This is a genomic window from Achromobacter sp. UBA2119 (genome assembly GCF_002331005.1).
Lineage (GTDB): Bacteria > Pseudomonadota > Gammaproteobacteria > Burkholderiales > Burkholderiaceae_B > Achromobacter > Achromobacter animicus.
Map to the genome: position 1 here is coordinate 777,938 of NZ_DCYD01000015.1, position 22,711 is coordinate 800,648.

At 56.7% G+C, this 22,711-nt stretch carries 20 protein-coding genes; 14 read left to right on the plus strand and 6 right to left on the minus strand.

Annotation, left to right across the window (positions count from 1 at the left end; genetic code table 11):
- Positions 1-6: 6 nt before the first annotated feature.
- From B3098_RS18070 to B3098_RS18085, 4 genes are read left to right on the plus strand one after another with little or no spacing between them, the layout of a single operon-like run.
- Complete coding sequence (locus B3098_RS18070) at positions 7-516, plus strand: copper chaperone PCu(A)C (protein WP_180098134.1); 510 nt, start codon at positions 7-9, stop codon at positions 514-516.
- 42 nt (positions 517-558) lie between these two features.
- Positions 559-1,008, plus strand: a complete 450-nt coding sequence (locus B3098_RS18075; RefSeq protein WP_217618828.1) for a disulfide bond formation protein B — start codon at positions 559-561, stop codon at positions 1,006-1,008.
- Positions 1,005-1,664 (plus strand): DsbA family protein, encoded by a 660-nt coding sequence (locus B3098_RS18080; protein WP_152385248.1) that lies wholly within the window; start codon positions 1,005-1,007, stop codon positions 1,662-1,664. Before B3098_RS18075 ends, B3098_RS18080 begins: the two co-directional genes overlap by 4 nt.
- 36 nt (positions 1,665-1,700) lie before the next feature.
- Positions 1,701-2,000: a hypothetical protein gene (locus tag B3098_RS18085; protein ID WP_152385247.1), complete on the plus strand. Its 300-nt coding sequence runs from the start codon at positions 1,701-1,703 to the stop codon at positions 1,998-2,000.
- Here the strand turns inward: B3098_RS18085 and B3098_RS18090 are convergent.
- Positions 1,963-3,918, minus strand: a complete 1,956-nt coding sequence (locus B3098_RS18090; protein ID WP_254636970.1) for a heavy metal translocating P-type ATPase — start codon at positions 3,916-3,918, stop codon at positions 1,963-1,965. The genes B3098_RS18085 and B3098_RS18090 overlap by 38 nt on opposite strands.
- Positions 3,919-4,241: 323 nt before the next feature.
- On the opposite strand from B3098_RS18090, the gene B3098_RS18095 reads away from it, so the two are divergent.
- The gene (locus tag B3098_RS18095; RefSeq protein WP_152385245.1) at positions 4,242-4,577 is read left to right on the plus strand and encodes a DUF4148 domain-containing protein; all 336 of its coding nucleotides are present in this window, start codon (positions 4,242-4,244) and stop codon (positions 4,575-4,577) included.
- Between the two features lie 102 nt (positions 4,578-4,679).
- Positions 4,680-4,961, plus strand: coding sequence for a DUF4148 domain-containing protein (locus B3098_RS18100; protein ID WP_152385244.1), 282 nt, complete (start codon positions 4,680-4,682; stop codon positions 4,959-4,961).
- A 348-nt stretch (positions 4,962-5,309) separates the two neighbouring features.
- Here B3098_RS18100 and B3098_RS18105 read toward each other — a convergent pair whose 3' ends face one another.
- A complete protein-coding gene (locus B3098_RS18105; RefSeq protein ID WP_227741282.1) occupies positions 5,310-5,618 on the minus strand; it encodes a DUF4148 domain-containing protein in 309 nt (102 codons plus the stop codon).
- A gap of 493 nt (positions 5,619-6,111) precedes the next feature.
- On the opposite strand from B3098_RS18105, the gene B3098_RS18110 reads away from it, so the two are divergent.
- Positions 6,112-7,269 (plus strand): porin, encoded by a 1,158-nt coding sequence (locus B3098_RS18110; RefSeq protein ID WP_180098135.1) that lies wholly within the window; start codon positions 6,112-6,114, stop codon positions 7,267-7,269.
- 123 nt (positions 7,270-7,392) lie between these two features.
- Here B3098_RS18110 and B3098_RS18115 read toward each other — a convergent pair whose 3' ends face one another.
- The 3 genes from B3098_RS18115 to B3098_RS18125 form a co-directional block, all read right to left on the minus strand.
- The gene (locus B3098_RS18115; protein WP_152385243.1) at positions 7,393-8,085 is read right to left on the minus strand and encodes a heavy metal response regulator transcription factor; all 693 of its coding nucleotides are present in this window, start codon (positions 8,083-8,085) and stop codon (positions 7,393-7,395) included.
- A 373-nt stretch (positions 8,086-8,458) separates the two neighbouring features.
- The gene (locus B3098_RS18120) at positions 8,459-9,805 is read right to left on the minus strand and encodes a heavy metal sensor histidine kinase (RefSeq protein ID WP_152385242.1); all 1,347 of its coding nucleotides are present in this window, start codon (positions 9,803-9,805) and stop codon (positions 8,459-8,461) included.
- Complete coding sequence (locus tag B3098_RS18125) at positions 9,805-10,494, minus strand: heavy metal response regulator transcription factor (protein ID WP_152385241.1); 690 nt, start codon at positions 10,492-10,494, stop codon at positions 9,805-9,807. The genes B3098_RS18120 and B3098_RS18125 overlap by 1 nt, the downstream gene beginning before the upstream one ends.
- A gap of 361 nt (positions 10,495-10,855) precedes the next feature.
- On the opposite strand from B3098_RS18125, the gene B3098_RS18130 reads away from it, so the two are divergent.
- From B3098_RS18130 to B3098_RS18155, 6 genes are all read left to right on the plus strand, one after another.
- Positions 10,856-12,115, plus strand: a complete 1,260-nt coding sequence (locus B3098_RS18130; protein WP_152385240.1) for a TolC family protein — start codon at positions 10,856-10,858, stop codon at positions 12,113-12,115.
- A gap of 12 nt (positions 12,116-12,127) precedes the next feature.
- On the plus strand, positions 12,128-13,600 hold the full coding sequence (locus B3098_RS18135) for an efflux RND transporter periplasmic adaptor subunit (RefSeq protein ID WP_227741281.1): 1,473 nt from the start codon (positions 12,128-12,130) through the stop codon (positions 13,598-13,600).
- 12 nt (positions 13,601-13,612) lie between these two features.
- Entirely contained in the window at positions 13,613-16,762 is a 3,150-nt protein-coding gene (locus B3098_RS18140) for a CusA/CzcA family heavy metal efflux RND transporter (RefSeq protein ID WP_152385238.1), read from the plus strand.
- Between the two features lie 132 nt (positions 16,763-16,894).
- Entirely contained in the window at positions 16,895-17,929 is a 1,035-nt protein-coding gene (locus B3098_RS18145; protein WP_152385237.1) for a glycosyltransferase family 2 protein, read from the plus strand.
- Entirely contained in the window at positions 17,913-19,358 is a 1,446-nt protein-coding gene (locus B3098_RS18150; RefSeq protein ID WP_152385236.1) for an ArnT family glycosyltransferase, read from the plus strand. Before B3098_RS18145 ends, B3098_RS18150 begins: the two co-directional genes overlap by 17 nt.
- A gap of 97 nt (positions 19,359-19,455) precedes the next feature.
- The gene (locus B3098_RS18155; protein WP_167351706.1) at positions 19,456-20,553 is read left to right on the plus strand and encodes a glycosyltransferase family 4 protein; all 1,098 of its coding nucleotides are present in this window, start codon (positions 19,456-19,458) and stop codon (positions 20,551-20,553) included.
- An 80-nt stretch (positions 20,554-20,633) separates the two neighbouring features.
- Here the strand turns inward: B3098_RS18155 and B3098_RS18160 are convergent, their stop codons facing one another.
- Entirely contained in the window at positions 20,634-21,560 is a 927-nt protein-coding gene (locus tag B3098_RS18160) for a LysR substrate-binding domain-containing protein (RefSeq protein ID WP_227741280.1), read from the minus strand.
- A gap of 160 nt (positions 21,561-21,720) precedes the next feature.
- On the opposite strand from B3098_RS18160, the gene B3098_RS18165 reads away from it, so the two are divergent.
- A complete protein-coding gene (locus tag B3098_RS18165; RefSeq protein WP_152385234.1) occupies positions 21,721-22,710 on the plus strand; it encodes a tripartite tricarboxylate transporter substrate binding protein BugE in 990 nt (329 codons plus the stop codon).
- Position 22,711: the final 1 nt, after the last annotated feature.

Genomic DNA, 22,711 nt, shown 5'->3' on the forward strand with positions numbered 1-22,711 from the left:
GAAACATTGATCAGCATCCGTACCTGCATCGGACTTTGCGCGATTTCCGCGCTGGTGACCTCCGTCGTTCCCGCTGTCCAAGCGGCGGAATCGTCGACCGTGACCGTTCGTGAGGCGTGGGCCCGCGCGACGCCGCCGGGAATTCGGGTCGGCGGCGGGTATGTGACGGTGGTCAACAGCGGCACGCAACCGGACCGGCTTATTGGCGCCAGTTCGCCGTTGTCGGACAAAACCGAAATCCATGCGTCCGAAACCACTGGGGGTATGGCGCGCATGCGCTGGCTGGAAAAGGGCCTGGAGATTCCGGCCGGTAAGGAAGTGGTTCTGGCACCGGGAGGCGTTCACCTCATGTTCATGGGGTTGAAGCAACCCATCGTCAAGGACGAGGTCGTGCCGGTCACCTTGCGCTTCGAGCGGGCAGGGGAGATTGCCGTCGAGTTGCGCGCCGGGCCTATCGGTTCGCTGAAATCGCCTGGCGCCATCAGCGGCGGCGCCGGCGCAACGCATTCGCACTGACACCCCACACAACGCTACGTGGGATTGGGATAGGAGCCTGCCGTGTCGAGTGTTGCCTCTCGGTCGACAAATCATGCGCGAAACGCCGCCGCCTGGCTGACCATGGCGTGGGTGACGGCATTGATTGCGACCCTGTCCGCCGTGTTCATCGGGGAAGTGCTCGGCAGGACGCCGTGCGTGTTGTGCTGGTACCAGCGGATATTCATGTTCCCTCTGGTAGTGGTGCTTGGGGTTGCCTGCTACCGCGGCGACTTGGGCGCTTGGCGCTACGCCTTGCCGTTGGCGGGGGCCGGCGCAGGATTCGCCGCCTACCACACCTTGTTGTACTGGCGCGTGATCGAACCTGAGATCGTCGCGTGCTCGGCAGAGGCGTCATGCTCAGGGGCCGGAATGGCAATCTTCGGTTCGATACCACTGCCGTTTCTTTCCCTGATCGCGTTCACCTTCGTCGTCCTCTCCCTCTTATTGGTCCGTTTCCACTCAAAAAAATGAATCGACGTCTGCTTGTCATCATCATTAGTGTTGTCTCGGTCATTGCCTTTGCCGCGGCAGCGGTTCTCATACGCCCGGCAAGCGAGCCTTCGCCGCAAGCCAGCCAAACGGGAACGCCGGCGACCGAAGCCACGACACTGGTGCGCTTTCATTCGCCGGTGATTGGACGATTCGATGCCCCGGTCACCATCGTGGAGTTCTTCGATCCCTCATGCGAGGGATGCCGGGCGTTCTACCCCTACGTCAAGCAGATCCTGAGCAAGTATCCGAACGACGTCCGCGTGGTGATGCGCTATGTGCTGTTCCACAAGGGATCCGAGGAAACCGTGCGGATGCTGGAGGCCGCGCGCCGCCAGGGCCTCTTCGAACCGGTGCTGGAGGCGATACTCGAGGCCCAGCCCGAATGGCACGACGATCCCAACGTGACTGCGGCATGGCGCGCAGCGGTGAGGGTGGGGCTGAATGAGAAGAGGGCGCGCGAAGAAATGCACGATGCCGCTATCAGCGCCCTCATCAAGGCGGATGAGGCGGACGTCAACACGGTGGGAATCAAAGGCACGCCGACATTTTTCGTCAATGGCACGCGCCTGACCCGGCTGAGCCCCGAGGGTTTGGCGACTGCTGTCGAGCGTGCGCTGCAAGGTGGTGGAAAATAGCTGCTTTTCCGCCCACGCATCAGAACCGAAGATGCCATGACTCGTCTGCGTGACTGGCTGGAACGCCACCAGATCTCCATTTATCTCCTCGCCACGTTCCTTGCGGCGCTCACGGCGTATCTCACCCCGGCAACCACGTCACTGGATGCGGCCATCAATCCGGCCCTGGCGCTCATGCTGTTCGTGACGTTTCTCCGGGCGCCGAAGGCGGAATTGGGGCGCGCTTTTACGCGAGTCCGCTTCTTGGAACTTTGCTCGGGACGAATTTCCTGGCTCGAAAAGCTCGTAACGGAACCTCCTAACCCTTTCGGTAGGCCAGCAATCTCAAAGCGTTAAAAACTACGAGCAGCGTCGATCCTTCATGGACGGCGACTGCAGCGCCCATACTCAGCCCCATGATCGTCGCAGGTACTAGGACAGCGACGATACCGAGACTGACGTACAGATTCTGACGAATGATTCGTCGAGTCTGGCGGCTCAGTCCGACCGCAAAAGGCAGATGGCGCAGATCATCCGCCATCAAAGCGACATCGGCCGTTTCCAGTGCGACGTCTGATCCGGCGGCACCCATGGCGATACCCACAGTCGCATTTGCCATGGCGGGGGCATCGTTCACACCGTCTCCGATCATCGCGATTTCAGCATCAGCCCTAAGATCGCGAATCACTTGAACTTTGTCCTCCGGCATTAAATTGCCCCGTGCGTCCTCAATGCCCACTTTGTTCGCAATGGCGCGGGCGACGTTCTCATGGTCGCCAGAGATCATCACCATGTGGGAAATCCCCAGTTGCCGCAGATCTTCTATGGTTTCGGCAGCACCCTGCCGTGGCGTATCCATTAGTCCAATGGCACCGAGATCTCTGTCTCCCAGTCGCACGACCATCGTTGTTCGGCCATCCTCCCGCAACTCGTCGGCGGCGGCCATCGTCGAGCTTTCGAGCTGCGGAATGCCAGACGCGCCGAACATCTCAACTTTTCCGATCCATACGCTTTGCGAACCCACTTTGGCCGTGATTCCCTGGCCAACGAAATTTTCCACCTGGGAAGCTTCTGGGATCGGATACGTTCCGAGAGTTTGGCGACCATCTCGAACAATGGCCGCGGCTAACGGATGATCACTTAGCGACTCTACTGCCACCGCAATCGCGACTAGCTCCTGTTCGGAGACCCCAGGTGCCGGCAAGATGTCGGTAATTCGAGGGCGGCCTTCAGTCAAGGTACCGGTTTTGTCAAAAGCTAGTGCTTTCAGGCTTCCAAGTTCCTCCAGCGGGGCGCCGCCCTTGATGAGTACGCCGCCCCGTGCCGCGCGAGCGATACCTGAAAGCACTGCGCTCGGCGTTGCGATGGCAAGAGCACAAGGGCTAGCTGCGACAAGTACCGCCATCGCGCGGTAGAAGCTATCGCGGAATGGCTCATCAACAATGACCCAGGCGAAAAGCAATAGGAACGCGATGCTTAGGACGGTCGGCACAAAGATTCGCTCGAATCTGTCCGTGAACCGCTGCGTTGGCGACTTTCTAACGTCGGCCTGCTCGACCAGCGCTACGACGCGGGCAAGGGTTGAGTCGCTCGACTTACGAGTGACCTCGACCTCCATCAGGCCCGACCCGTTAATCGTGCCGGCGAACACTTGAGATTTGGGATCGACGCCAGCCGGCCGGCTGCGCGCAATGGCAGCGTCAGGCACGGGGGCCTTGTCTACTGGAATGCTCTCGCCTGTTATGGGGGCTTGATCGACACTTGAGCTTCCCTTGATGACAAAGCCGTCTGCGGGAAGCCGCGTGTTCGGCTTGACGATAACCTGGTCGCCCACCTCAATTTCTTCGACTGCAATCTCGCGAACTTGGCCATCGCGACGCACCGTAGCCGTTTTTGGCGCAAGTTCTGCCAGGGCTTCGATTGCCCGCTTCGCCCGCCCCATCGCGAAATGCTCCAGCGCGTGCCCTAGGCTGAACAAGAAGAGAAGGAGAGCGCCTTCGGCCCATGCTCCGAGCGCGGCAGCGCCAGCGGCGGCAATGAGCATCAAGCTGTCGATTTCGAGGCGCCGCTCCTTCCAGCTATTGAAGGCGTCTCGCACGGTGAAAGCTCCTCCAAACACGTACGCCGAGACGTACATGGCGAGAGGCACCCATCCCGGGATAGACGGCCACCAGCGTTCAATCCCGGCCCCGGTCCCCAGCAACGCGCCGCACGCGAAAGCAAAATATACCTCCGCTGAAAGCGCTGTAATCGCCCGGGTGATGCTAGTCGTCATTTTTACGTCCTTGCTTTGGATTTCACTGCCATTCACGCGAACCGCCGACTTATTGGTTCTCGGTCATAAGGCAACACTCAAAAGTCCCATGTGGTGTTTGGAGGAGGCGTGTCATGAAACGGCTATTCCGTACGCAATTAGTCGTTTATGATGCGCGCCAATTCCGCCGGATTGGCCTAGTCGGAATTCTAAAAGCGGAACGGTCGACGAAGCGCATCATTACAGAATTGTAATAATAAAGACGGCAAACTGTCGAAACGCGATCTTTACATTATTAAGTCAGTCGCTTCTGCGCGACGACAACTAACGTGAGGATCACTGAGATGAAAGTAACTATTTCTAGCGCCGCCATCGCACTTACTTTGGGTGCTCTGAGTTCGACCGCCCACGCCGACACATTTCACAATACAAACACTGAGATCGGCTACGAAGTTCACATTAGCGACAGCCAAAGTGGAAAAACCTCGGAGCAAGTTCGGCAGGAGCTCGTCGCCGCAAAATCCAATAAGAGGGAATGGTTCTTTACCAACCTGAATGCGGCAAAGCCTGGTTGGATGGTTCCAACTGAAAAAACCCGTGAGCAAGTTGCGAAAGAACGCGATTCGATCACCCCCGAAGAGCGTGCGCGCCTCGACGAAATCTACAACACCGGTGCTTAAGTGCCGTCTGCTTTTGGCAGGAGGTAGCGCTCATTCGTGGGGAAATTCCACGCGGTTGGGTGCTCCTCCGTCCGTTGGCGAAACTAAATTCGAGGGTCATGTATGAGGATTCGTGTCGCAATTGCGCTTTCGGTGATGTTCCTTTCTGGCTGCGCGATGACGAGCGGCCCTGCACCATCGGCCGAGGGCGCGAAAACGCGAGCAGAAGTGCGTGCTGACTTGGCCATGTGGAAGCGAGCCGGAATGAACAAGTTCTACAAAGGTCGGCACACACCCGATATTTACAGTGCGTCCTACCGTAAGAGCTATGCTAACTATTTGGAGCTTCGCAACGGACCGGAGTATCAGGAGGAACTTAATCGCCTCAAGGGCGAAGAGCAATAATGCAGCGTTCCTTCATACAGTGCGTGCGGCTCTGCCAGAAAAGACAGCGGGCCTGTCACCTGTAAGTCGTCCACTGTCTAGATATATCGAAGAAAATCGTTGGGCAACCAACTTGGGATGCGATGCTCGAGGCCACCTTGGCTGTATGCGAGCGTCGCTCTCGCCGTTTTAACGGTCCTTTCTCTTTGCTTTCATCTATGATGTCGAGGTGCCGATTCCGAAACGGCTAAGTCTTCATCCGAAGAAATTGTTCAATAAAAAAAGGTGCACATTTCGATAGAATGTGCACCAAAAAAGGCCTCTTCCCTTCGCGGTGGAGGAGGCCGCTCGCCGCCGGTGGAGATCGCCTTAGCGTTTGAGGCGTTCCAGCTCTTGTTGATACTCGGTGCCGCTGCGAAGGCGAACATATTCCGCATACGCCATTCTGTATTCGCGGCTGTAAATGTCGGGCGTTTCGTCTTGGTTCCAGAAGCGATCCACTCCTGCACGTTTCCACACTGCGAGATCTGCTTGTACTTCCGCTCGAGTGAGTCCCCGGTCAATTCCGCTAGAGTACGTCGAGGCTGCGTTGGCCGGCACTGCGGTTTGCGCGCCAGCGTACGCCATGGGCGTCGCAATCAATACGACGGCCGAAAGGATCTTGAGGGAAATTTTCATCGCCAACTCCATTTGATTACCGGCGGTACGCACTGACGCCGGTATTAATAAATCATCATCACTTAACGCGTATAGGAATTGTATCGAAGACATCCCATCCAAACCGCGACTACAAAATTACGTTTTTGTCCGGATTTGGAAATGTGGAGCCCACGAGTGTCTATTTCGATTTTGGAAGGGTGTTGTGATTTTGCAACCGCACGTGGGGAGCGTATGAGAATTAACGGATGGCGTTAAGGGGTCTGAATTGTCCTCCGTCGCTGCAAAATCGAGAGGAAACATAGAGTTGCGTTGGCACGCAGCGGTTAATGGTCATTAATGACTGGATGCAGACATATATGTAATCCAATCGTTGGTTTTTTGTCGATGAACAATCTCCACACTTGCTTGGCACTTGCCGAATAGACACCGCGAAATGGAAATGCGAAACGGACTTCGCGTTTCTTCTATCGGCGAGGCCATCCAGTCCGCCTCTGTGATAAAGGAGCAATTTGTGAAGAAATCTCTATTGCTGGCAATTTCTGCGGCAACACTTTCCACGGCTGCATACGCCGAGTCGTCGGTAACGCTGTATGGAATTATTGATACCGGGATTGGCTACGCCAAGGTCGACGGGTCCTACACTGATCCTCGAACGGGCGCGAAGTCCGAATTCGACGGGAGCCGAGTGGCGATGACTAATGGCCAAACGGCCGGGTCGCGTTGGGGCCTGCGCGGAAAGGAAGATTTGGGTGATGGCCTGTACGCGACCTTCCGCCTCGAGTCTGGGTACGATTCCGCTAACGGCTCGTCTCTCCAAAACAATCGCCTGTTCGGTCGTGAAGCTACCATCGGCCTTGGCAGCGACCAATGGGGTGAGTTTCGTCTTGGGCGCCAGTACAACGTAGCGTCGCGTCTTATGGCTTCGATGTATGGTTCCGGATTTGGCGGCGGCTTCACGCAGCTCAATACGGGTGGAGGCCTTGGCTTCAGCGCGGCGTATTTCGTGCGCTATGACAACCTGGCGCTGTATGAAAGCCCTTCGATGGGCGGCTTCCGCCTATCGGCTGGCTATGCATTTAATGCCGACGACCGTAACGCGGCCCAGACGGGCTTCCGGACGGCCGATAACACTCGAGCAATTACGACTGGCATTAGCTATGCCAATGGTCCGCTCATGGCATTCTTCGCATATGACCAATTGAATGCGTCGAACAAACTGACCTCGGCCCAAACTGCGGCCACTCCTCGCTCGTTCACGCTGGGCGGCTCATACGACTTTGAAGTCTTTAAGCTGGCGCTGGCATACGAACGAGCAACCGATGGCTGGTTTGCTGGCAAGGGGCTCCCATCGAGCGCCTCGGTCGGAACGTTCCGCGGTACGCCGTCCAACACATTCGTCGATGGTTTCAGCTCGAATTCCTATCTGATCGCAGCATCCGTCCCCTTGGGTGGCGCTAGCAGCATGTTTGGTTCGTGGCAGCGAGTCGATCCGAACAATAGCGACCTGACCGGTGGAGACTCGACCAGCAACACGTTTGCGTTGGGCTACTCCTACACGCTTTCGAAGCGCACGACGATGTACGCTGCTGCCACCTATACGAACAACTTTGCATTTCAAAGCGATGTAAAAGCCAGGGAGGCGGTGATCGGCTTGCGCCACGCATTCTGACGCGTAATGCGCACCTAGCGTGCGGAGGACATAGTGGGGTGCCCATAACCCGCTATGTCCTCATTTTTTTGGCGAGAGGAGCCATTAGAGCGGCTAGACAATTGCAGAGCGTCAGTGGCAAGCCTATTCGGGCTCGCGGTACTCGATGGTGTAGCCCATTCCTCTGACGGTGTGCAGCAATTTTATGTCGAACGGATCGTCGACCTTGGCGCGAAGACGGCGGACCGCGACTTCAACCACATTCGTATTGCTGTTGAAGTTCATGTCCCAAACTTGTTCCGCGAGGACTAGGCGCGACAACACTTCGCCTTCACGCCGCATCATGAACGTCAGCAGCCCAAATTCCTTTGCCGTGAGGTCTATGCGGGAGTTCCCTCGCGCTACTCGTCGGCGAAGTAGGTCCAGTTCAAGGTCCGCTACGCGAAGAATATTTCCGCCGGACATGGTATCGCCAGCTCCCGCCGCGCGCCGTTTGAGAGCGAGGACTCTTGCTTGGAGCTCGGAGAGTGCGAATGGCTTGATTAAATAATCATCGGCCCCTTGCTCCAGACCGCGTACTCTGTCCTCAAGGCTTGACCTGGAGGTCAACATCATGACAGGTACATTGTCGTTTTTACGAATGCGTTGTAAAACCTCAAATCCATCTAAGCCGGGTAGGCCGATGTCCAATATGATTAGGTCATATTGCGTTTCATAGGCGAGTTGGAGACCGCTGACGCCATCCAGTGCGATATCGACGATATAGCTGTTGTCCGTAAGGCTGCGGCGTAACAACTCGGCGAGTTTTTGCTCATCTTCAATAACTAAAATTTTCATTTGTCGTTTGAATACGTCATTGAAAATGACGTTGAAAAAAGCGAAGGACGTGATCGGTGATCACTCCGCCGTTGCAGCCTAGTTGACGTAACGCTACAGTGCTGGTCTTCCGGCTCTTAGCATCGCTTTACATGTAAAGCTACTTTAGCGGCCGAGCTTCGTCAGAACCCGAACTCGTCAATTACGAATCTGCAAAAAAAAACGCGGAAATCTGTAATTTCCCTGTCGCTATTTCCGGAGAGCATCTCTTTAGAAGGATTGCTGCCTACGTGGACTCGCTAAATGTCCAATGATGCGCGCCACCTTGCTACTCTACAAACGACATTGGCGCTCACTGCACAAGTGTGCAGGAGCGCCAACGTCCAATGTGGTTCTACTTGGATGGATCGAAGTCGGCAGCTATGCTGAAGCCGATGGTCGTGCCCGTCGAGTCCGATTTTACGAAGGGAGTGCCGCCATGCATCCGTGCAATTGCGGCTACGATGGCCAGTCCGAGGCCGTGATGGTTCGCGTCGCTTGCACGAGCAGAGTCTGACCGGTAGAACCGGTAGAAGAGCCGCGGTAGATGCTGTGCTTCGATTTGCTCACCCAAATTGTGCACGGTGACGTGTACTTTCCCGTCGTCGGCCCTGTACAGCCTAACCGTTACTCTTGACTTCGGCTTGCTGTAGCGAATGGCATTCGAAACCAGATTTGAAATAGCGCGTTGATAGAGCGAGCGGTCTACACTGCCAGCTTGATCTCCCAAGACGTCAAAGCTAACTCTCGCGTCCAGGGCCTCGGCCTCGTGATATTCAAGAACTTCCGTAGTAATTGCGCGGAGGCTCTCCACATGTTCGGCCCGCGCCCTCGCTCCGCGGTCAGCCTGTGAGAGAAAGAGCATGTCATTGACAATAGCGGTCATGCGTTGAAGCTCTTCCAGATTCGAACCAAGCACGTCTCGCAAATCCACTGGCGACCGGTTTGCCGCCAGCGCGAATTCGGTTTCTCCTATAAGCGTCGCGAGAGGAGTACGTAGTTCGTGTGCTACATCTGCATTGAAGCCTTCCATTTGGACATAGGCCCGCTCTAGCCGTTGCAGCAGCGCATTGAACTGCAGGACCAACGGTTTGATTTCTTGCGCCAACCCCGTTTCCTTTAGTCGTTCTCCGATGCGGTCAGGCGATATCAGCGCGGCCTGACGCGCCACTTCGTGAAGAGGAAGCAGCGCGCGCCGGACCAGGACGTTGGCTATAACGGAAACTACTATCGCTCCGATCACAGCACACGAAAATAGCGTCCATGCCAGCATCACTCGAAGCCGCACATCCGGCGTGGTATCCAGAAACAACTCTGCGGTCATTCTCCTATCCGGCTGGCTGGGCGCAGGCAAAGAAAAGAGCGTCTGTATTCGATTTACGTCCTTCGCAGCTACGGCAGGCTCACCATAAACGCTGACTTTTTGATTAATGACGAGTCGCAACGAAAACTCAGACTTTCCATAGAAAAAGTCATTCAGCTTATGCTCGAGCGCGGGTAGGTCGCCTTTAACGGCGAATTCATCCGCTAGGTGCTCGATGACTTCACGCTTTTGTTCAAGTAGTGCCTGCTGACGATAAGAGAGATTTATATTCGTCGCCCAATACACAACTAGGCATACAACCCCCAGTGCGACAAATGTCTGAAGCGCGAGCCAGCGAGACAGCCATTGGCGCAGAGAACTGATCTCGCGAAATCCCATTACTCATCCCTCAGCTCGAGTACGTAGCCCATCCCGCGCACGGTATGAAGGAGCTTCGTTTCAAAAGGGTCATCCACTTTTCCACGAAGGCGCCGTACAGCAACCTCCACCACATTGGTATTGCTGTTGAAGTTAATGTCCCATACTTGTTCGGCGAGATCCAAGCGGGACAGAACTTCCCCCTGCTTTCGCATCAAAAGGGCAAGCAGCGTAAATTCCTTGGCGGTCAAATCGAGGCGCGTGCCGGCCCTACTAGCCTTGCGCCTCAGGAGATCCAGTTCGAGATCTCCCACTTTCAAGACATTCTGTCGACTTGCCTCGGCGACCACATGCCCCCTCCGCCGCCCCAACGCGAGGACGCGCGCCAGCAATTCAGATAACGCAAATGGTTTGACCAGGTAATCGTCTGCGCCGTCCTGCAGTCCCCGAACTCGGTCCTCGACCTTGTCTCGCGCCGTGAGCATAAGGACGGGTACGCGATCGGACTTGCGCAGTTCGTGCAGAACGGCAAAGCCATCCATCCCTGGAAGCATCACGTCCAGAAGAATGAGGTCGTACTGGGTCTCTTGGGCAAGGTGCAGGCCGCTGACGCCGTCCGACGCAACGTCGACCACATAGTTGTGTTCTGAGAGAGCGCGCTTTAGGTATTCAGCGAGCTTGCGCTCGTCTTCAACGACCAAAATCTTCATGTTCCACAACCGTTCGAATCGTAAATGGCACCCCTCGAAGGTTGAATCCGGTGCCAAGCGGGAACTGGTGCGCGAGCTCGAGCTCGCATAGCCACCAACGTTGCGTGTTCAGAAACACGCACGTCTTGCACTTGAATAGGAGCACGCATTCTAGGGCAGGTTAGCCGTCAGTCTACCTTCACCAGGATTACGAATCTGTAATGCACGGCAACCTTACAGAATTGTCATCTGGGGGTCCGGATTCTGACGAAGGCGCTTGGATACAGTACGGGCGGTCATCCGTCCTGGGCGTCCCTATTGTGTCCCACGTGCGACACCCCGGCATAGGCACCAACATCTCCTCAGACACTACCAAGGTTAAATGATGCGCCTCAAGTTGCTTCCATTGTTCCTGATGGTCGCCGCGCTGTGCGGTCCGCAGGCTCGGGCTCAGGCTACGCCAGAAAAGTACACCCGGGAAGACGCATCGATTGCGTCGGCAAACGTTCTGACGCTGTCCGAGGCGCTGGATGCCGCATACAGGTTGAATCCCCAATTGTCGGCTGCCAAGAATGATTTCGGAGCATCGAAGGGGTTGGTGGAGCAGGCGAGCCTTCTGCCAAATCCTTCCCTGGACGTCAGCATCGACGACCAGCAACGTCCGACGCGGACGACCACGGCGATGCTCAGCATGCCCGTTGAGTTGGGCGGAAAGCGACGAGCACGTACAGAGGCCGCTCAATTAAACAGTGATTTGGCTGGCCGAGACTATGAGATCGCGAGGGCGGAGATAAAGACTTCCGTTACGTCTCGATTCTTTGCAGTCGCAATCGCGCAGGAAACGGTGCGTGTCAATCGCGATATGGCTGAAGTGGCAGTTGGGGCATTGCGTGTAGCTCAAAAGCGAGTGGACTCAGGAAAGGCTCCGCCTTTGGAGAGGAACAAAGCAGACATCGAGCTAACGAAAGCGCAGATTGAAGTGCGTCAAGCAGAAAATGAGCTCACCGTCGCACGCAGAGAACTCTCATTACTGTGGAACGACCCAGCTCCGAAATTCACGGCAGTGCGTGCGGATATCGAGGATCTTCCGCCGCGACAATCGCTGGATGAGCTGCGAGGCGCCTTGTTGGCCTCCCCGAGAATGACTGCCGGACGCCTCGCATTGGAAGTGAGCAAAGCCGAATTGAATGTCGAGAAGAGCAAGCGATATCCGGACATCACGATAAGTGGTGGAGTGGCTCGCGACAATGAAATGGGGCGCAACAAGGCTCAATTTGGGATCTCCGTGCCATTGCCGATTTTTGACAGGAATCAGGGGAACGTCTATGCCGCCACCATGCAAACCTACAAGGCCCAAGACACTTACAGAGAGCTAGAGGCACGATTGAGTGCTGACTTGGTGTCCGCCGCCTCCACTTACGATCTTGCATTGTCTTCCGCGAGCGACTATCGCCAGTCTGTTATCCCCACATCGCAGAAGGCATACGATGCCGCGCGTAAGGGCTTTGAGGCGGGAAAGGTCGGCTATCTGGAAGTCCTGGACGCGCAACGGACTCTATCGCAAGGGAATATTTCCTACCTGACGACGTTGTCGCGCGCGGCGTCGGCCCGCGCTGAAATCGATCGCATCCTTGGCCAATAAACAGAGATGAACATGAGCCCGTATTTCAAGCTAGTACAACGTCGCGCCGTCATTGCGGTCGCGCTATCCCTTCAACTCCTGATTCCGGCGCCGGGGCTTGCAGGGCCATCTGACCACGCAGGGGACAGTCATTCCGAAGCGGCAGTGGGGCCGAATAAGGGTGAAGTGACAACGGTCGGAGACAACACGATTGAGGTGGGTCTGGTTGAGGAGGGCGAGGCGGCTCGGCTAAAGGTTTGGATAGCGGCGTCAGGCAAGCCTGTGAATGCAAAAGACTTAACGGCAACCGCGACTTTGAAAAGGCCAAACGGGGAAGAGAAGGTGCTCAAGCTGACCCCCTCCACAGAAGGATTTGTCAGTGATCAACTTATCGCTGAGCCACATTTCTTTGAAGTCGAAATTAGCGTCTCCATTCCTGGAAGGCCTGACCCTATCCGCGCAGAATTGCACAAAGAGGAGGGGTTAGTCGCGCTCACCCCTGAACAAATCTCTGCGGCCGGAATTGAGACAAGTGAAGCCAAGGCGCAGAGCCTTGAGTCGAGCACGAAATTCCCCGGGGAGATCCGATTTAATGCAGATCGCACTGCACACGTCGTGCCTAAGGCCGCAGGCACCGTTCAACAGGTCTCGGCCGATCTGGGACAAGAGGTGAAAAAAGGACAGCTCTTGGCGGTCATTTCAAGCGCATCGCTCTCCGAGCTCAGAAGCGAGTGGCTTGCTGCGACGAAGCGCCGAGCATTGGCTGCCGCCACGCACGCTCGAGAGCTGAAGTTATGGCGGGAGCAGGTTTCAGCCCAACAGGACTATCAACAGGCTCAGACTGCACTTCAGGAGGCGGATATCGCCGTGCAAAACGCAGCTCAGAAGCTTCGGGCAATTGGCGCAGAACCGTCCGCAAAAGACTTGAATCTTCTTGAGATTCGTGCGCCCTTTGATGGTGTCATCGTCGAGAAGCACATCGCTTTGGGCGAGGCGCTATCCGACACGGCAAGCATCTTCACAATCTCGGATCTGAGCACGGTATGGGCAGAGTTCGTAATCGCGCCCAAAGATCTCCGGGACGTCCGTGTAGGTGAAGATGCAAAGATCACCTCGACTGCCTTTTCCGAGGAGGCGTTCGGCACCGTGTCCTATATAGGTGCATTGCTTGGACAGCAAACGCGCACAGCGACTGCGAGGGTGACATTGAAGAATCCCGACATGGCCTGGCGGCCCGGTCTGTTCGTTTCCGTAAGCGTTGTGGTGGAGCGAAATGACGTTGGAGTAGCTGTGGAGAGCGACGCGATCCAGGATGTCAACGGACAGCCTACGGTGTTCATCGAAGTTCCTGGTGGCTTTCTTCCCCAGCCCGTCAAGTTAGGCGCGACGACAGATAAGAGCTCGGAGATTGTGTCAGGGCTCAATGCTGGAACGCGCTATGTCAGCTCCAATGCTTTCGTGCTGAAGTCCGAGTTGGGCAAGGCAACGGCAGATCACGCGCATTGAGTCGGAGCCCACATGTTTGAACGTTTAATTCGCTTTGCCATTGAGCAGCGTTGGCTTGTCTTGTTCATCGCTTTTGGAATGGCCGCCGTTGGGGTGTACAACTACTCGCGACTGGCCATTGACGCGGTTCCCGACATCACGAACGTCCAGGTCCAGATCAACGCGAGTGCTCCTGGCTACTCTCCTTTAGAAACGGAGCAGCGCGTCACGTATCCGATCGAGACCGTGATGGCTGGTCTGCCGGGGCTGCAGCAAACTCGCTCGCTGTCTCGTTACGGCCTTTCTCAGACGACAGTGATCTTCGAGGACGGGACAGACATCTACTTTGCCCGTCAGCTCGTTAATCAGCGTCTGCAGGAGGCCAAGGAAAGCCTGCCGGAGGGGATCACCCCCGTCATGGGGCCGATTTCTACCGGATTGGGAGAGATTTTCCTGTGGACCGTTGAAGCAAAACCCGATGCAAAGAAGGCAGACGGTTCGCCATATACGGCCACGGACCTGCGCGAGATTCAAGATTGGGTCATCAAGCCGCAACTGCGCAACGTCAAAGGCGTGACCGAGGTCAATTCAATCGGAGGCTACGCAAAGGAGTACCAGGTAGCTCCAGATACCGAGCGCTTGGCGTCCTATGGACTCTCGCTCACCGACATCATCACCGCTCTAGAGCGAAACAACGCGAATGTTGGAGCTGGGTATATTGAAAGAAAGGGCGAGCAGTACTTGATTCGTGCTCCGGGTCAGGTTCGGTCGATAGCCGATATTCAGGATATTGTCCTGACCGCGAGAGATGGGCAAGCCATACGCGTTCGTGACGTTGCGGATGTTTCAATCGGGAAAGAGCTTCGCACGGGCGCCGCTACAGACAATGGCAAGGAGGTGGTGCTCGGTACCGTCTTCATGTTGATTGGCGAGAACAGCCGGGCTGTATCCCAAGCAGTGTCGAAAAAGCTCGGGGAGATAAACAAGAACTTGCCCGACGGGGTAGAAGCGATCACCGTCTATGACCGTACCGATCTCGTAGACAAAGCTATCGCCACGGTAAAGAAGAATCTTCTCGAAGGCGCGATCTTGGTGATCGTGATCCTGTTCGTTTTCCTCGGAAACATTCGTGCTGCGATCATCACGGCGATGGTGATCCCGCTATCTATGCTGTTCACGTTTACGGGAATGGTGACCTACAAGGTCAGCGCCAACCTGATGAGTCTTGGGGCGCTTGATTTCGGGATCATTGTCGACGGCGCGGTAGTGATTGTGGAGAACTGCGTCAGACGGCTGAGTCATGCACAGCTGCATCACGGTCGTCCCCTCACTCGCTCCGAACGCTTCCACGAAGTATTCGCGGCCGCTCGCGAGGCGCGACGTCCACTGCTGTACGGCCAGCTGATCATCATGGTTGTTTACCTTCCAATATTCGCGCTCAGCGGGGTGGAAGGGCGCATGTTCCACCCCATGGCTCTCACCGTGGTAATGGCATTGCTCGGTGCCATGATTCTGTCGGTCACGTTCGTACCGGCGGCCGTGGCTATGTTCATCGGGAAGAAGGTGTCAGAGAAGGAAATTCGGGTAATGGCGTGGGCACGTCGACGCTACGAACCTCTGCTCGACTTGGCACTTCGCCGCACTCCTCTCATGCTCGGTGGGGCACTAGGGTTCTTGCTCGTGTGCGGTTTTATCGCCACTCGTTTGGGAAGCGAGTTTATTCCGAATCTCAACGAAGGAGACATGGCAATCCAAGCATTGCGCATTCCGGGCACAAGTTTGACGCAATCAGTCGCCATGCAGGTTCAGCTGGAAACCCGTTTAAAGGAGAAGTTTCCCGAGATCGAGCGTGTGTTCGCGCGGACCGGCACTGCCGAGATCGCATCGGACGCTATGCCCCCCAATATCTCCGATGGCTACATCATGCTTAAGCCCGAAAAGGACTGGCCGAGCCCGAAGAAGTCTCATGCGGAGCTGCGTGAGGCGATTCAGCGTGAAGCACAGAACATTCCGGGGAACAACTACGAGTTCTCGCAGCCGATTCAGCTACGGTTCAACGAACTGATTTCTGGCGTTCGCAGCGATGTCGCGGTGAAGATATTTGGTGATGACAACGATGTGTTGAACAGAACTGCAACTGAGGTAGCTGAGGTCCTCCAAAAGATCCCAGGTGCCTCGGAAGTCAAAGTGGAACAGACCACGGGTCTTCCCATGCTGACCGTGTCGATCGATCGAGCTAAAGCAGCGCGCTATGGCCTTAGTCTGTCGGATGTCCAGGACACCCTGACGATTGCGGCGGGTGGTCGTGAGGCGGGCACGTTCTTCCAGGGCGACCGTAGGTTCGATGTCGTCGTTCGACTTCCAGAGAAGGTCCGCGAGAACATCACTGCACTCAAAAATCTTCCGATTGCGTTGCCGAGAGCTGAGGGTCAGCTTCAAACAGCCTACATACCACTATCTGAAGTTGCGACATTCGATCTGGCGCCTGGCCCTAACCAGGTCTCCCGAGAGGATGGAAAGCGAAGGATCGTGGTCAGCGCCAACGTTCGTGGCAGAGACCTCGGATCGTTCGTCGGCGAGGCAGAGACGGCGATCGCTGAACAAGTCAAGGTCCCAACGGGATACTGGACAGCATGGGGGGGTACTTTCGAACAACTTGAATCAGCTACCAAGCGATTGCAGGTTGTGGTCCCAGTCGCCCTGCTTTTGGTGTTCGTCCTGTTGTTCGCGATGTTTGGAAACGTTAAGGATGGACTACTCGTCTTCACCGGTATTCCCTTCGCGTTGACAGGCGGAATTCTTGCGCTGTGGATCAGAGGAATTCCTTTGTCGATTACCGCTGCAGTGGGATTCATTGCACTTTGTGGTGTCGCTGTTCTCAACGGTTTGGTTCTGTTGTCCTTTATTCGCTCCTTGAGAGATGAAGGAAAGCCGTTGTACACCGCGGTGCGAGAAGGCGCCTTGACTCGCTTGCGTCCCGTGCTGATGACCGCCCTCGTGGCGTCGCTTGGATTCGTACCTATGGCTATCGCAACGGGGACAGGAGCGGAGGTGCAGCGGCCGCTGGCCACAGTGGTTATCGGAGGCATCATCTCCTCCACCTTCTTGACGCTTCTGATCCTGCCGGCGCTCTATCGCTTGGTACATCATAAAGACGCAGAGGAGGAGGAGCTAACCGGCTAGGAGTGTGAACTGTCGCGAGCTTGGAGGGGCCCGGTCTCCTCCAAGCTTGCGGAAATGTAATTACAAGGTTCGACGATTGTCGAGCGCACTTTCGTACATTGGCAGCCTTCGATACCGAATGGTTAGACCTCCATGGTTACTTTGCCGTTAGACCCCGCAGAAGCCAATAAAAAAGCGGAGAACGCAATCCAGATCTCGATTGTGATTCCGTTCTTGAATGAACAAGATGTCTTGCCAATTTGTCACTCGAAGCTGAAAGAGATTCTCGGCGAGCTAGGTCTACCTTACGAGATCGTGTTCGTGGATGACGGTAGCACGGACAAAAGCGTATTGATCTTGACTGCGCTGATGGAGCGGGATCCCAGAGTTCGAGTGGTTCGCCTGAGTAGAAATTTTGGGAAAGAGGCTGCGATGAGCGCTGGCCTGGCGCATGCGCGGGGTGAGGCGGTGATCATGTTGGATGCCGACCTGCAGGATCCTCCCGCACTAATTCCGGATATGGTCAAGGCATGGCAGGATGGGTTCGATGTCGTATCGATGCGCCGGCGCAAGCGTGAGGGTGAAGGTTTCGCAAAGCGTTTGTCTGCTTATGCGTTCTACCGAATCATGAGTCGCTTGAGCCGGTCGAGGATACCCGCAGACACAGGGGATTTCCGGCTTATGAGTCGTAGGACCGTTGAGGCCTTGCTCCAGATGCCAGAGCGGTGTCGCTATATGAAAGGTCTCTATGCTTGGATCGGGTTTCCCACCAAAGTGATCGACTATGATCGCGCGCCCAGGGCCGCCGGCAAGACCAAGTGGAACTACTTCGCGCTATTCGGGCTCGCCCTTGAAGGCATCACCTCATTCTCTACCGCTCCGCTGCGCTGGGCAACTGGCATAGGAGCTGTTGTCGCATTGACAGGTGGCATGTTTGGCCTTTGGATTATTTTCAAAACGATCGTGTTCGGTCACGACGTGCCTGGCTATCCATCACTAACAGCCATGATCACCCTCTTAAGTGGGATTCAGCTCCTGACGATTGGGCTGTTGGGCGAATACGTTGGAAAAGGATACATGGAGACGAAGCAGCGTCCAATCTTCATAGTGCGCGATGTGCTCGAGAAAGCCACGCAGATGGCCTCACAACACGCCGGGATTGGAACGAAAAATGCAGTTGAAGGCTAAATGGTTTTTGTTGGCCCTGGCGGGCATCGTTATCGCTCGGCTTTTTTCAATGGCTGCGATGCCGTTGATCGACACCTCGGAGCCGAGATACGCTGAGATTGCGAGATTGATGGCGGAAACCGGGGATTGGATCACTCCTTGGTTCGAACCCGGGGTTCCGTTCTGGGGAAAGCCACCGCTCTCATTCTGGAGTCAGGCGATGGGGATAAGGATCCTTGGTGGGTCCGAGTTCGCGGTTCGACTCCCCTCATTCCTTGCGATGGTTGCGCTCGCAGCAATGCTCTATCGCGCAACTGCTATCTTGGTCGATCGACAGGCGGCCCGATGGACGACGCTCATATTGTCTTCCATGCTGCTCCCGCTCGCTGCGGCCGGTGCTGTGCTCACAGACTCCTTCTTGGCTCTAGGGATCACCTATTCGATGTTGGCGTTCCTAGTCGCGCCGACAGCACCTACACCTTTCTGGCGGTATGGGTTTTTTGTGGGCATAGCCATTGGCCTGTTGTCGAAAGGGCCGCTCGCCTTCGTGCTCCTGGGCATAGTCCTCGTTCCTTGGCTTGCGCTTTATCGTGATAGTAGGGCGCACCTGACCAATCTTCCTTGGTTCACGGGCACGTTGTTGATGGTCGCGCTGACTGTTCCTTGGTACATCGTCGCTGAGATAAAGACCCCAGGATTCGTCCAGTACTTTTTAGTAGGTGAGCACTTTCTGCGGTTCCTAGACTCAGGTTGGCAGGGAGACCTGTACGGTACTGCTCACGAGCGACCTTTTGGCGGAATTTGGGGTGATTGGCTGCTAGCTTCGTTCCCATGGGGATGGGGCGGAATTCTGCTGGGTGTATGGATAGTGGCTAATGCCTCTCGCAGGGCTCGGGCTCTTCAGGTTTGTCGGTCTCCGGTCGTCGGATACTTGGCGTTGTGGGCCGTTGCCGCTCCGGCCTTCTTCACCTTCTCTGGAAACATACTTTGGACGTATGTGTTGCCTAGCCTGCCAGCTTTTGCACTGCTCCTCGCAATATTCGCCAAAGAGCTATCGCCAGCAAAAGCGATGCCGCGCCTAGTCCGGATCTTGGCTGCCACGTGTGCAATAGTGCCGATAGCGGCAATTGGTCTCGGGCTGGTCTCGCTCACGGTGCCCACAAAGCTCAAAACAGAGAAGCAATTAGTGGCCATTGCCGAATCTCAGATGAGCGAAGGTCAGAAGCTTTACTTTGTGCATAGCCGCCCTTTCTCCGCGCGTTTTTATTCGCGCGGCACGGCAGAGCTAATTACTCCGAGTGAGTTGGAAAAGTTGTCCTTGGAAAAGGACGCATATGATTTCGTGGCAATTCCAAAGGGTAAAGAGTCCTCACTTGAGGAAAGCGTGAGAGAACGGTTGGTGCCGATCTATCAAAGTCGTCGCTACGCGCTTTACAGAATAAATGGGTAAACCTGTGTCAGCGCTAGAAAAGTATCAACGCACCTTCGCGCTTCTTGGTCGCGCGTCCGCGGTGGGGCATTCGCGGTCTCTTCTGAGGGTCCTGCACGTGAGCCTGTCCAGCGGCTTTGGTGGCAAAGAACTGCGTATCCTCAATGAGATGCTCGCGATGCGCGATCGCGGACATACGCTTGAGGTTGTTTGTGCCGCACGGTCTGAGCTCGGGCAGCGCTCTCAAAATCACGGCTTTAGAACGCACCACATTGAGGTAGAGGGGCTGATTGCTTCTGCAATGACTCCGTTTCGCATCGGCGGGATAGTGCGAGGAGGAGACTTTGATGTAGTCAACACGCATTCCGTGGAAGATGACCTGCGCGCCGCGCTGTTCGCGCGTTTAGCGCGAACACGATTGGTAGTTAGAACGCATCACCGGGAAAGCAGGCTGCACGTGCCGCGACTCAGCGGCGCGGTGAGCGGTCATGTGATAACCGTAAGCACGTATCAGCGACAGCGATACCTCGAACGTGGTCATTTCGAGCAGCGTGTTCGGACGATTCCTACAGGCCTAGACGTTCAGTATCCCAGGCCTGCGATGCCTTCGATGCGCCAAGAACTCGCCATTCCCGACGATGCGATTGTCATTGGAAACGTTGCGGACGATCAGGATGCGCAAGGGCTTCGAATTCTCGTCGAAGCGATGTACCCGTTGATGGAGGTCTACCCACAAGTTCACCTGGTGCTTGGTGGCCTGCATGAGCCCCGACTCAACCAGCTAAGGAGACGTGCGGTCGAAATTGGGTTGATAGGAAGGATCCACTTTCCAGATTTCTTCTTCTGCGTTGGTGACTTGTTAGGCGCGGTGGATATTTACGCAATGGTGCCGGAGTGCGAGGTGTTGGGATCCACGTTTGTCGAAGCATCTGCGTCCGGTGTGCCTGTCGTAGCTACCGCAGTTGGTTGCCTGCCAGAGGTCATCGAAAACGGTGTTTCGGGATATGTTGTACTGCCTTTCGATCGGGTGATACTCCGTTCGGTGATCAATAATCTGATCGTAGAAAGCAGCCTGCGCAGCCGATTCGGCAAAGCTGGGCGAGCAAACTTCGTTCTCCGGGAAAGGTTCAGTGCGGCGAAAATGGCTGAATCTATCGAGGATGCTTATCTTGGGTGGCTTAACGTCAGGGCGGATAAAGCTGGTGTTGGCCGGTGACATTTGACTTGGGATCGTCTCGGATCATTCCGCACTGGCTCTAGTCCCAGCACGCGGCAAAGGTGACGCGCTAGTGCTGCTTAAGGGGGTTGTGGCGAATCAAGCGCGCGCATCAGGTTCTCGATGTCCTGCCGCGCGGCGGCCAGCAGCCAGTCGCGGAATGCGCCGTAACCAGGCGGGGGACGGCGATTGGACGGAATGCACAGGAAGTAGCCACGCTCCAGCGTGATGGGTAGATCGAAGGGCACGGCGAGTTGGCCGGTTTCGAGTTCATGGCGCACGAGACAGCGCTGTACGAGCGCAATGCCCATGTCCGCGATCGCGGCACGAACAAGGATCGACACTTGATCGCAGGCCATGGACAGATTCGGCGCGGGTGCCTGCGGCCCCGCCCAACGCAGCCATTGTGTCCAGTTGCCCGGCGCGGTCGTGTGGTAGAGCAGAGGCTCCGCAGCGAGATCGTGCGGTTCGCGCCAGCGGCCCTCGGCCCTCATGCGCGCCAGACGTTCGGGGTGGCAGACAGGCACGATTTCGCGCCCGATGACGTAATCGCAATGCCAGCCCGGCCATTGGTGCTGACCCAGGCCGGTCAGGATGGCGGCATCCGCGGTGTTGTCGCTGAAGTCCTCGCCCTTGCGATAAGGGGCAAAGTTGAGCCGCACGTCGGGGTGCAGCCGCCGGAATTCCGGCAGGCGCGGCACCAGCCACACGCTTGCGAAGGTCGGTACCACCGCGAGACTGAGCGGCCGGTCGGCAGGGGCCGTGCGCAATCCGGCGCTCGCCGCCTCGATCGCCATCAGCGGTTCCTGCACCGCGTCGAGAAAGGCGCGCCCCGCCTCCGTGAGCTGCAAGCGATGGGAGTCGCGCTGCAACAGAACCTGGTTGAAGTGGGCTTCGAGTCTTGCCACCGCGCGGCTGATCGCACCCTGAGTGACGCAGAGCTCATCAGCCGCCTGCGAAAAGCTGCCCAGCCGCACCACGGCTGCAAAGGCATGGAGTTCGGACATCGAAGGAGAATGCAGGCGCATGGCGGCTGGGTCGTGCACGGATTGTGACCATTGTATGACTTTCCGTCATACAGGCTTCCATTCTTGTCGTTTGCCAGTGGGCGGGCCCAGCCTGGACACTAGGCACGGTCTATAAATTTCCTTTCATGACGACAAGCCCATGACACTCCATGCCAGATATCGCGCCGGTTTCGCGGCGCTGGCCCTCGCGGCCGCCACTCCGCTCACCGCTACCGTGGCGCACGCCGAATTTCCCGACCGTCCGCTAAAGCTCATCGTGCCATTCGCGCCTAGCGGTTCTACCGACCTGGCCGCGCGGTTGATCGCCGAGTATGCCGGCCGCGAGTTGGGCCAGACCATCGTGGTGGAGAACCGCGCGGGCGCGGGTGGCTCGATGGGCATGGAGCAGGTCGCTAAGGCGGAACCCGACGGCTACACGCTCGGCATGGCCACGATGAGCACCCACGGCTCCAACGTCGCCGCCTACGGCGCGCGCCTGAAGTACGACCCGATCAAGGATTTCGCGCCGGTATCGAACGTGGCCACGGTGCCCAGCGTGTTCGCGATCAATCCCAGGATCCCGGCCAGGACAATTCAGGAGTTCATCGCGCTGGCCAAGGCTGAGCCGGGCAAATACAGTTATGCGTCGCCCGGCGTAGGTTCACTCGGCCATACCAACATTGAGCACTTTACGGCGCTCTCCGGCATCCAACTGCTCCACATTCCGTATAAGGGCGCCGGCCCTGCCATGAACGACGCCGTGGGAGGCCAGGTCGACGGCATCACCGACAATCTACCTTCGGCGCTGGCGCACATCAAAGCGGGCCGCCTGCGCGCGCTGGTCCTACTGTCGGACAAGCGTTCGCCCGCGTTGCCCGACGTGCCCGTGTACGGGGAGATCGGCTATCCGCAGATGGGCACGGGCGGCTGGTTTGGCATCGTCGCACCTGCCGGCACGCCGCCCGCCGTCGTGGGCAAGCTGAATGCCGCGATTCACAAAGCCATGCAGCAGCCAAATTTCGTACAAAAGATGGACGAAGCGGGCGCCACACTCATTCCCAACACGCCCGCGCAGTTCCAGGCACAGATCGAGCAAGCCGTGGCGCGTTACCAGGCAGTGGCGAAGGTCGCCAAGCTGTCGGCGGAGTGAA

Excerpts from the sequence above, each read along its gene's own strand:
- B3098_RS18100 (WP_152385244.1), top strand. The coding sequence starts at position 4,680 with ATGAGGATTCGTGTCGCAATTGCGCTTTCGGTGATGTTCCTTTCTGGC.
- B3098_RS18165 (WP_152385234.1), top strand. The coding sequence starts at position 21,721 with ATGACACTCCATGCCAGATATCGCGCCGGTTTCGCGGCGCTGGCCCTC.
- B3098_RS18095 (WP_152385245.1), top strand. The coding sequence starts at position 4,242 with ATGAAAGTAACTATTTCTAGCGCCGCCATCGCACTTACTTTGGGTGCT.
- B3098_RS18090 (WP_254636970.1), bottom strand. The coding sequence starts at position 3,918 with ATGACGACTAGCATCACCCGGGCGATTACAGCGCTTTCAGCGGAGGTA.
- B3098_RS18080 (WP_152385248.1), top strand. The coding sequence starts at position 1,005 with ATGAATCGACGTCTGCTTGTCATCATCATTAGTGTTGTCTCGGTCATT.
- B3098_RS18115 (WP_152385243.1), bottom strand. The coding sequence starts at position 8,085 with ATGAAAATTTTAGTTATTGAAGATGAGCAAAAACTCGCCGAGTTGTTA.
- B3098_RS18130 (WP_152385240.1), top strand. The coding sequence starts at position 10,856 with ATGATGCGCCTCAAGTTGCTTCCATTGTTCCTGATGGTCGCCGCGCTG.
- B3098_RS18140 (WP_152385238.1), top strand. The coding sequence starts at position 13,613 with ATGTTTGAACGTTTAATTCGCTTTGCCATTGAGCAGCGTTGGCTTGTC.
- B3098_RS18150 (WP_152385236.1), top strand. The coding sequence starts at position 17,913 with ATGCAGTTGAAGGCTAAATGGTTTTTGTTGGCCCTGGCGGGCATCGTT.
- B3098_RS18085 (WP_152385247.1), top strand. The coding sequence starts at position 1,701 with ATGACTCGTCTGCGTGACTGGCTGGAACGCCACCAGATCTCCATTTAT.
- B3098_RS18160 (WP_227741280.1), bottom strand. The coding sequence starts at position 21,560 with ATGTCCGAACTCCATGCCTTTGCAGCCGTGGTGCGGCTGGGCAGCTTT.
- B3098_RS18135 (WP_227741281.1), top strand. The coding sequence starts at position 12,128 with ATGAGCCCGTATTTCAAGCTAGTACAACGTCGCGCCGTCATTGCGGTC.
- B3098_RS18125 (WP_152385241.1), bottom strand. The coding sequence starts at position 10,494 with ATGAAGATTTTGGTCGTTGAAGACGAGCGCAAGCTCGCTGAATACCTA.
- B3098_RS18105 (WP_227741282.1), bottom strand. The coding sequence starts at position 5,618 with ATGAAAATTTCCCTCAAGATCCTTTCGGCCGTCGTATTGATTGCGACG.
- B3098_RS18145 (WP_152385237.1), top strand. The coding sequence starts at position 16,895 with ATGGTTACTTTGCCGTTAGACCCCGCAGAAGCCAATAAAAAAGCGGAG.
- B3098_RS18120 (WP_152385242.1), bottom strand. The coding sequence starts at position 9,805 with ATGGGATTTCGCGAGATCAGTTCTCTGCGCCAATGGCTGTCTCGCTGG.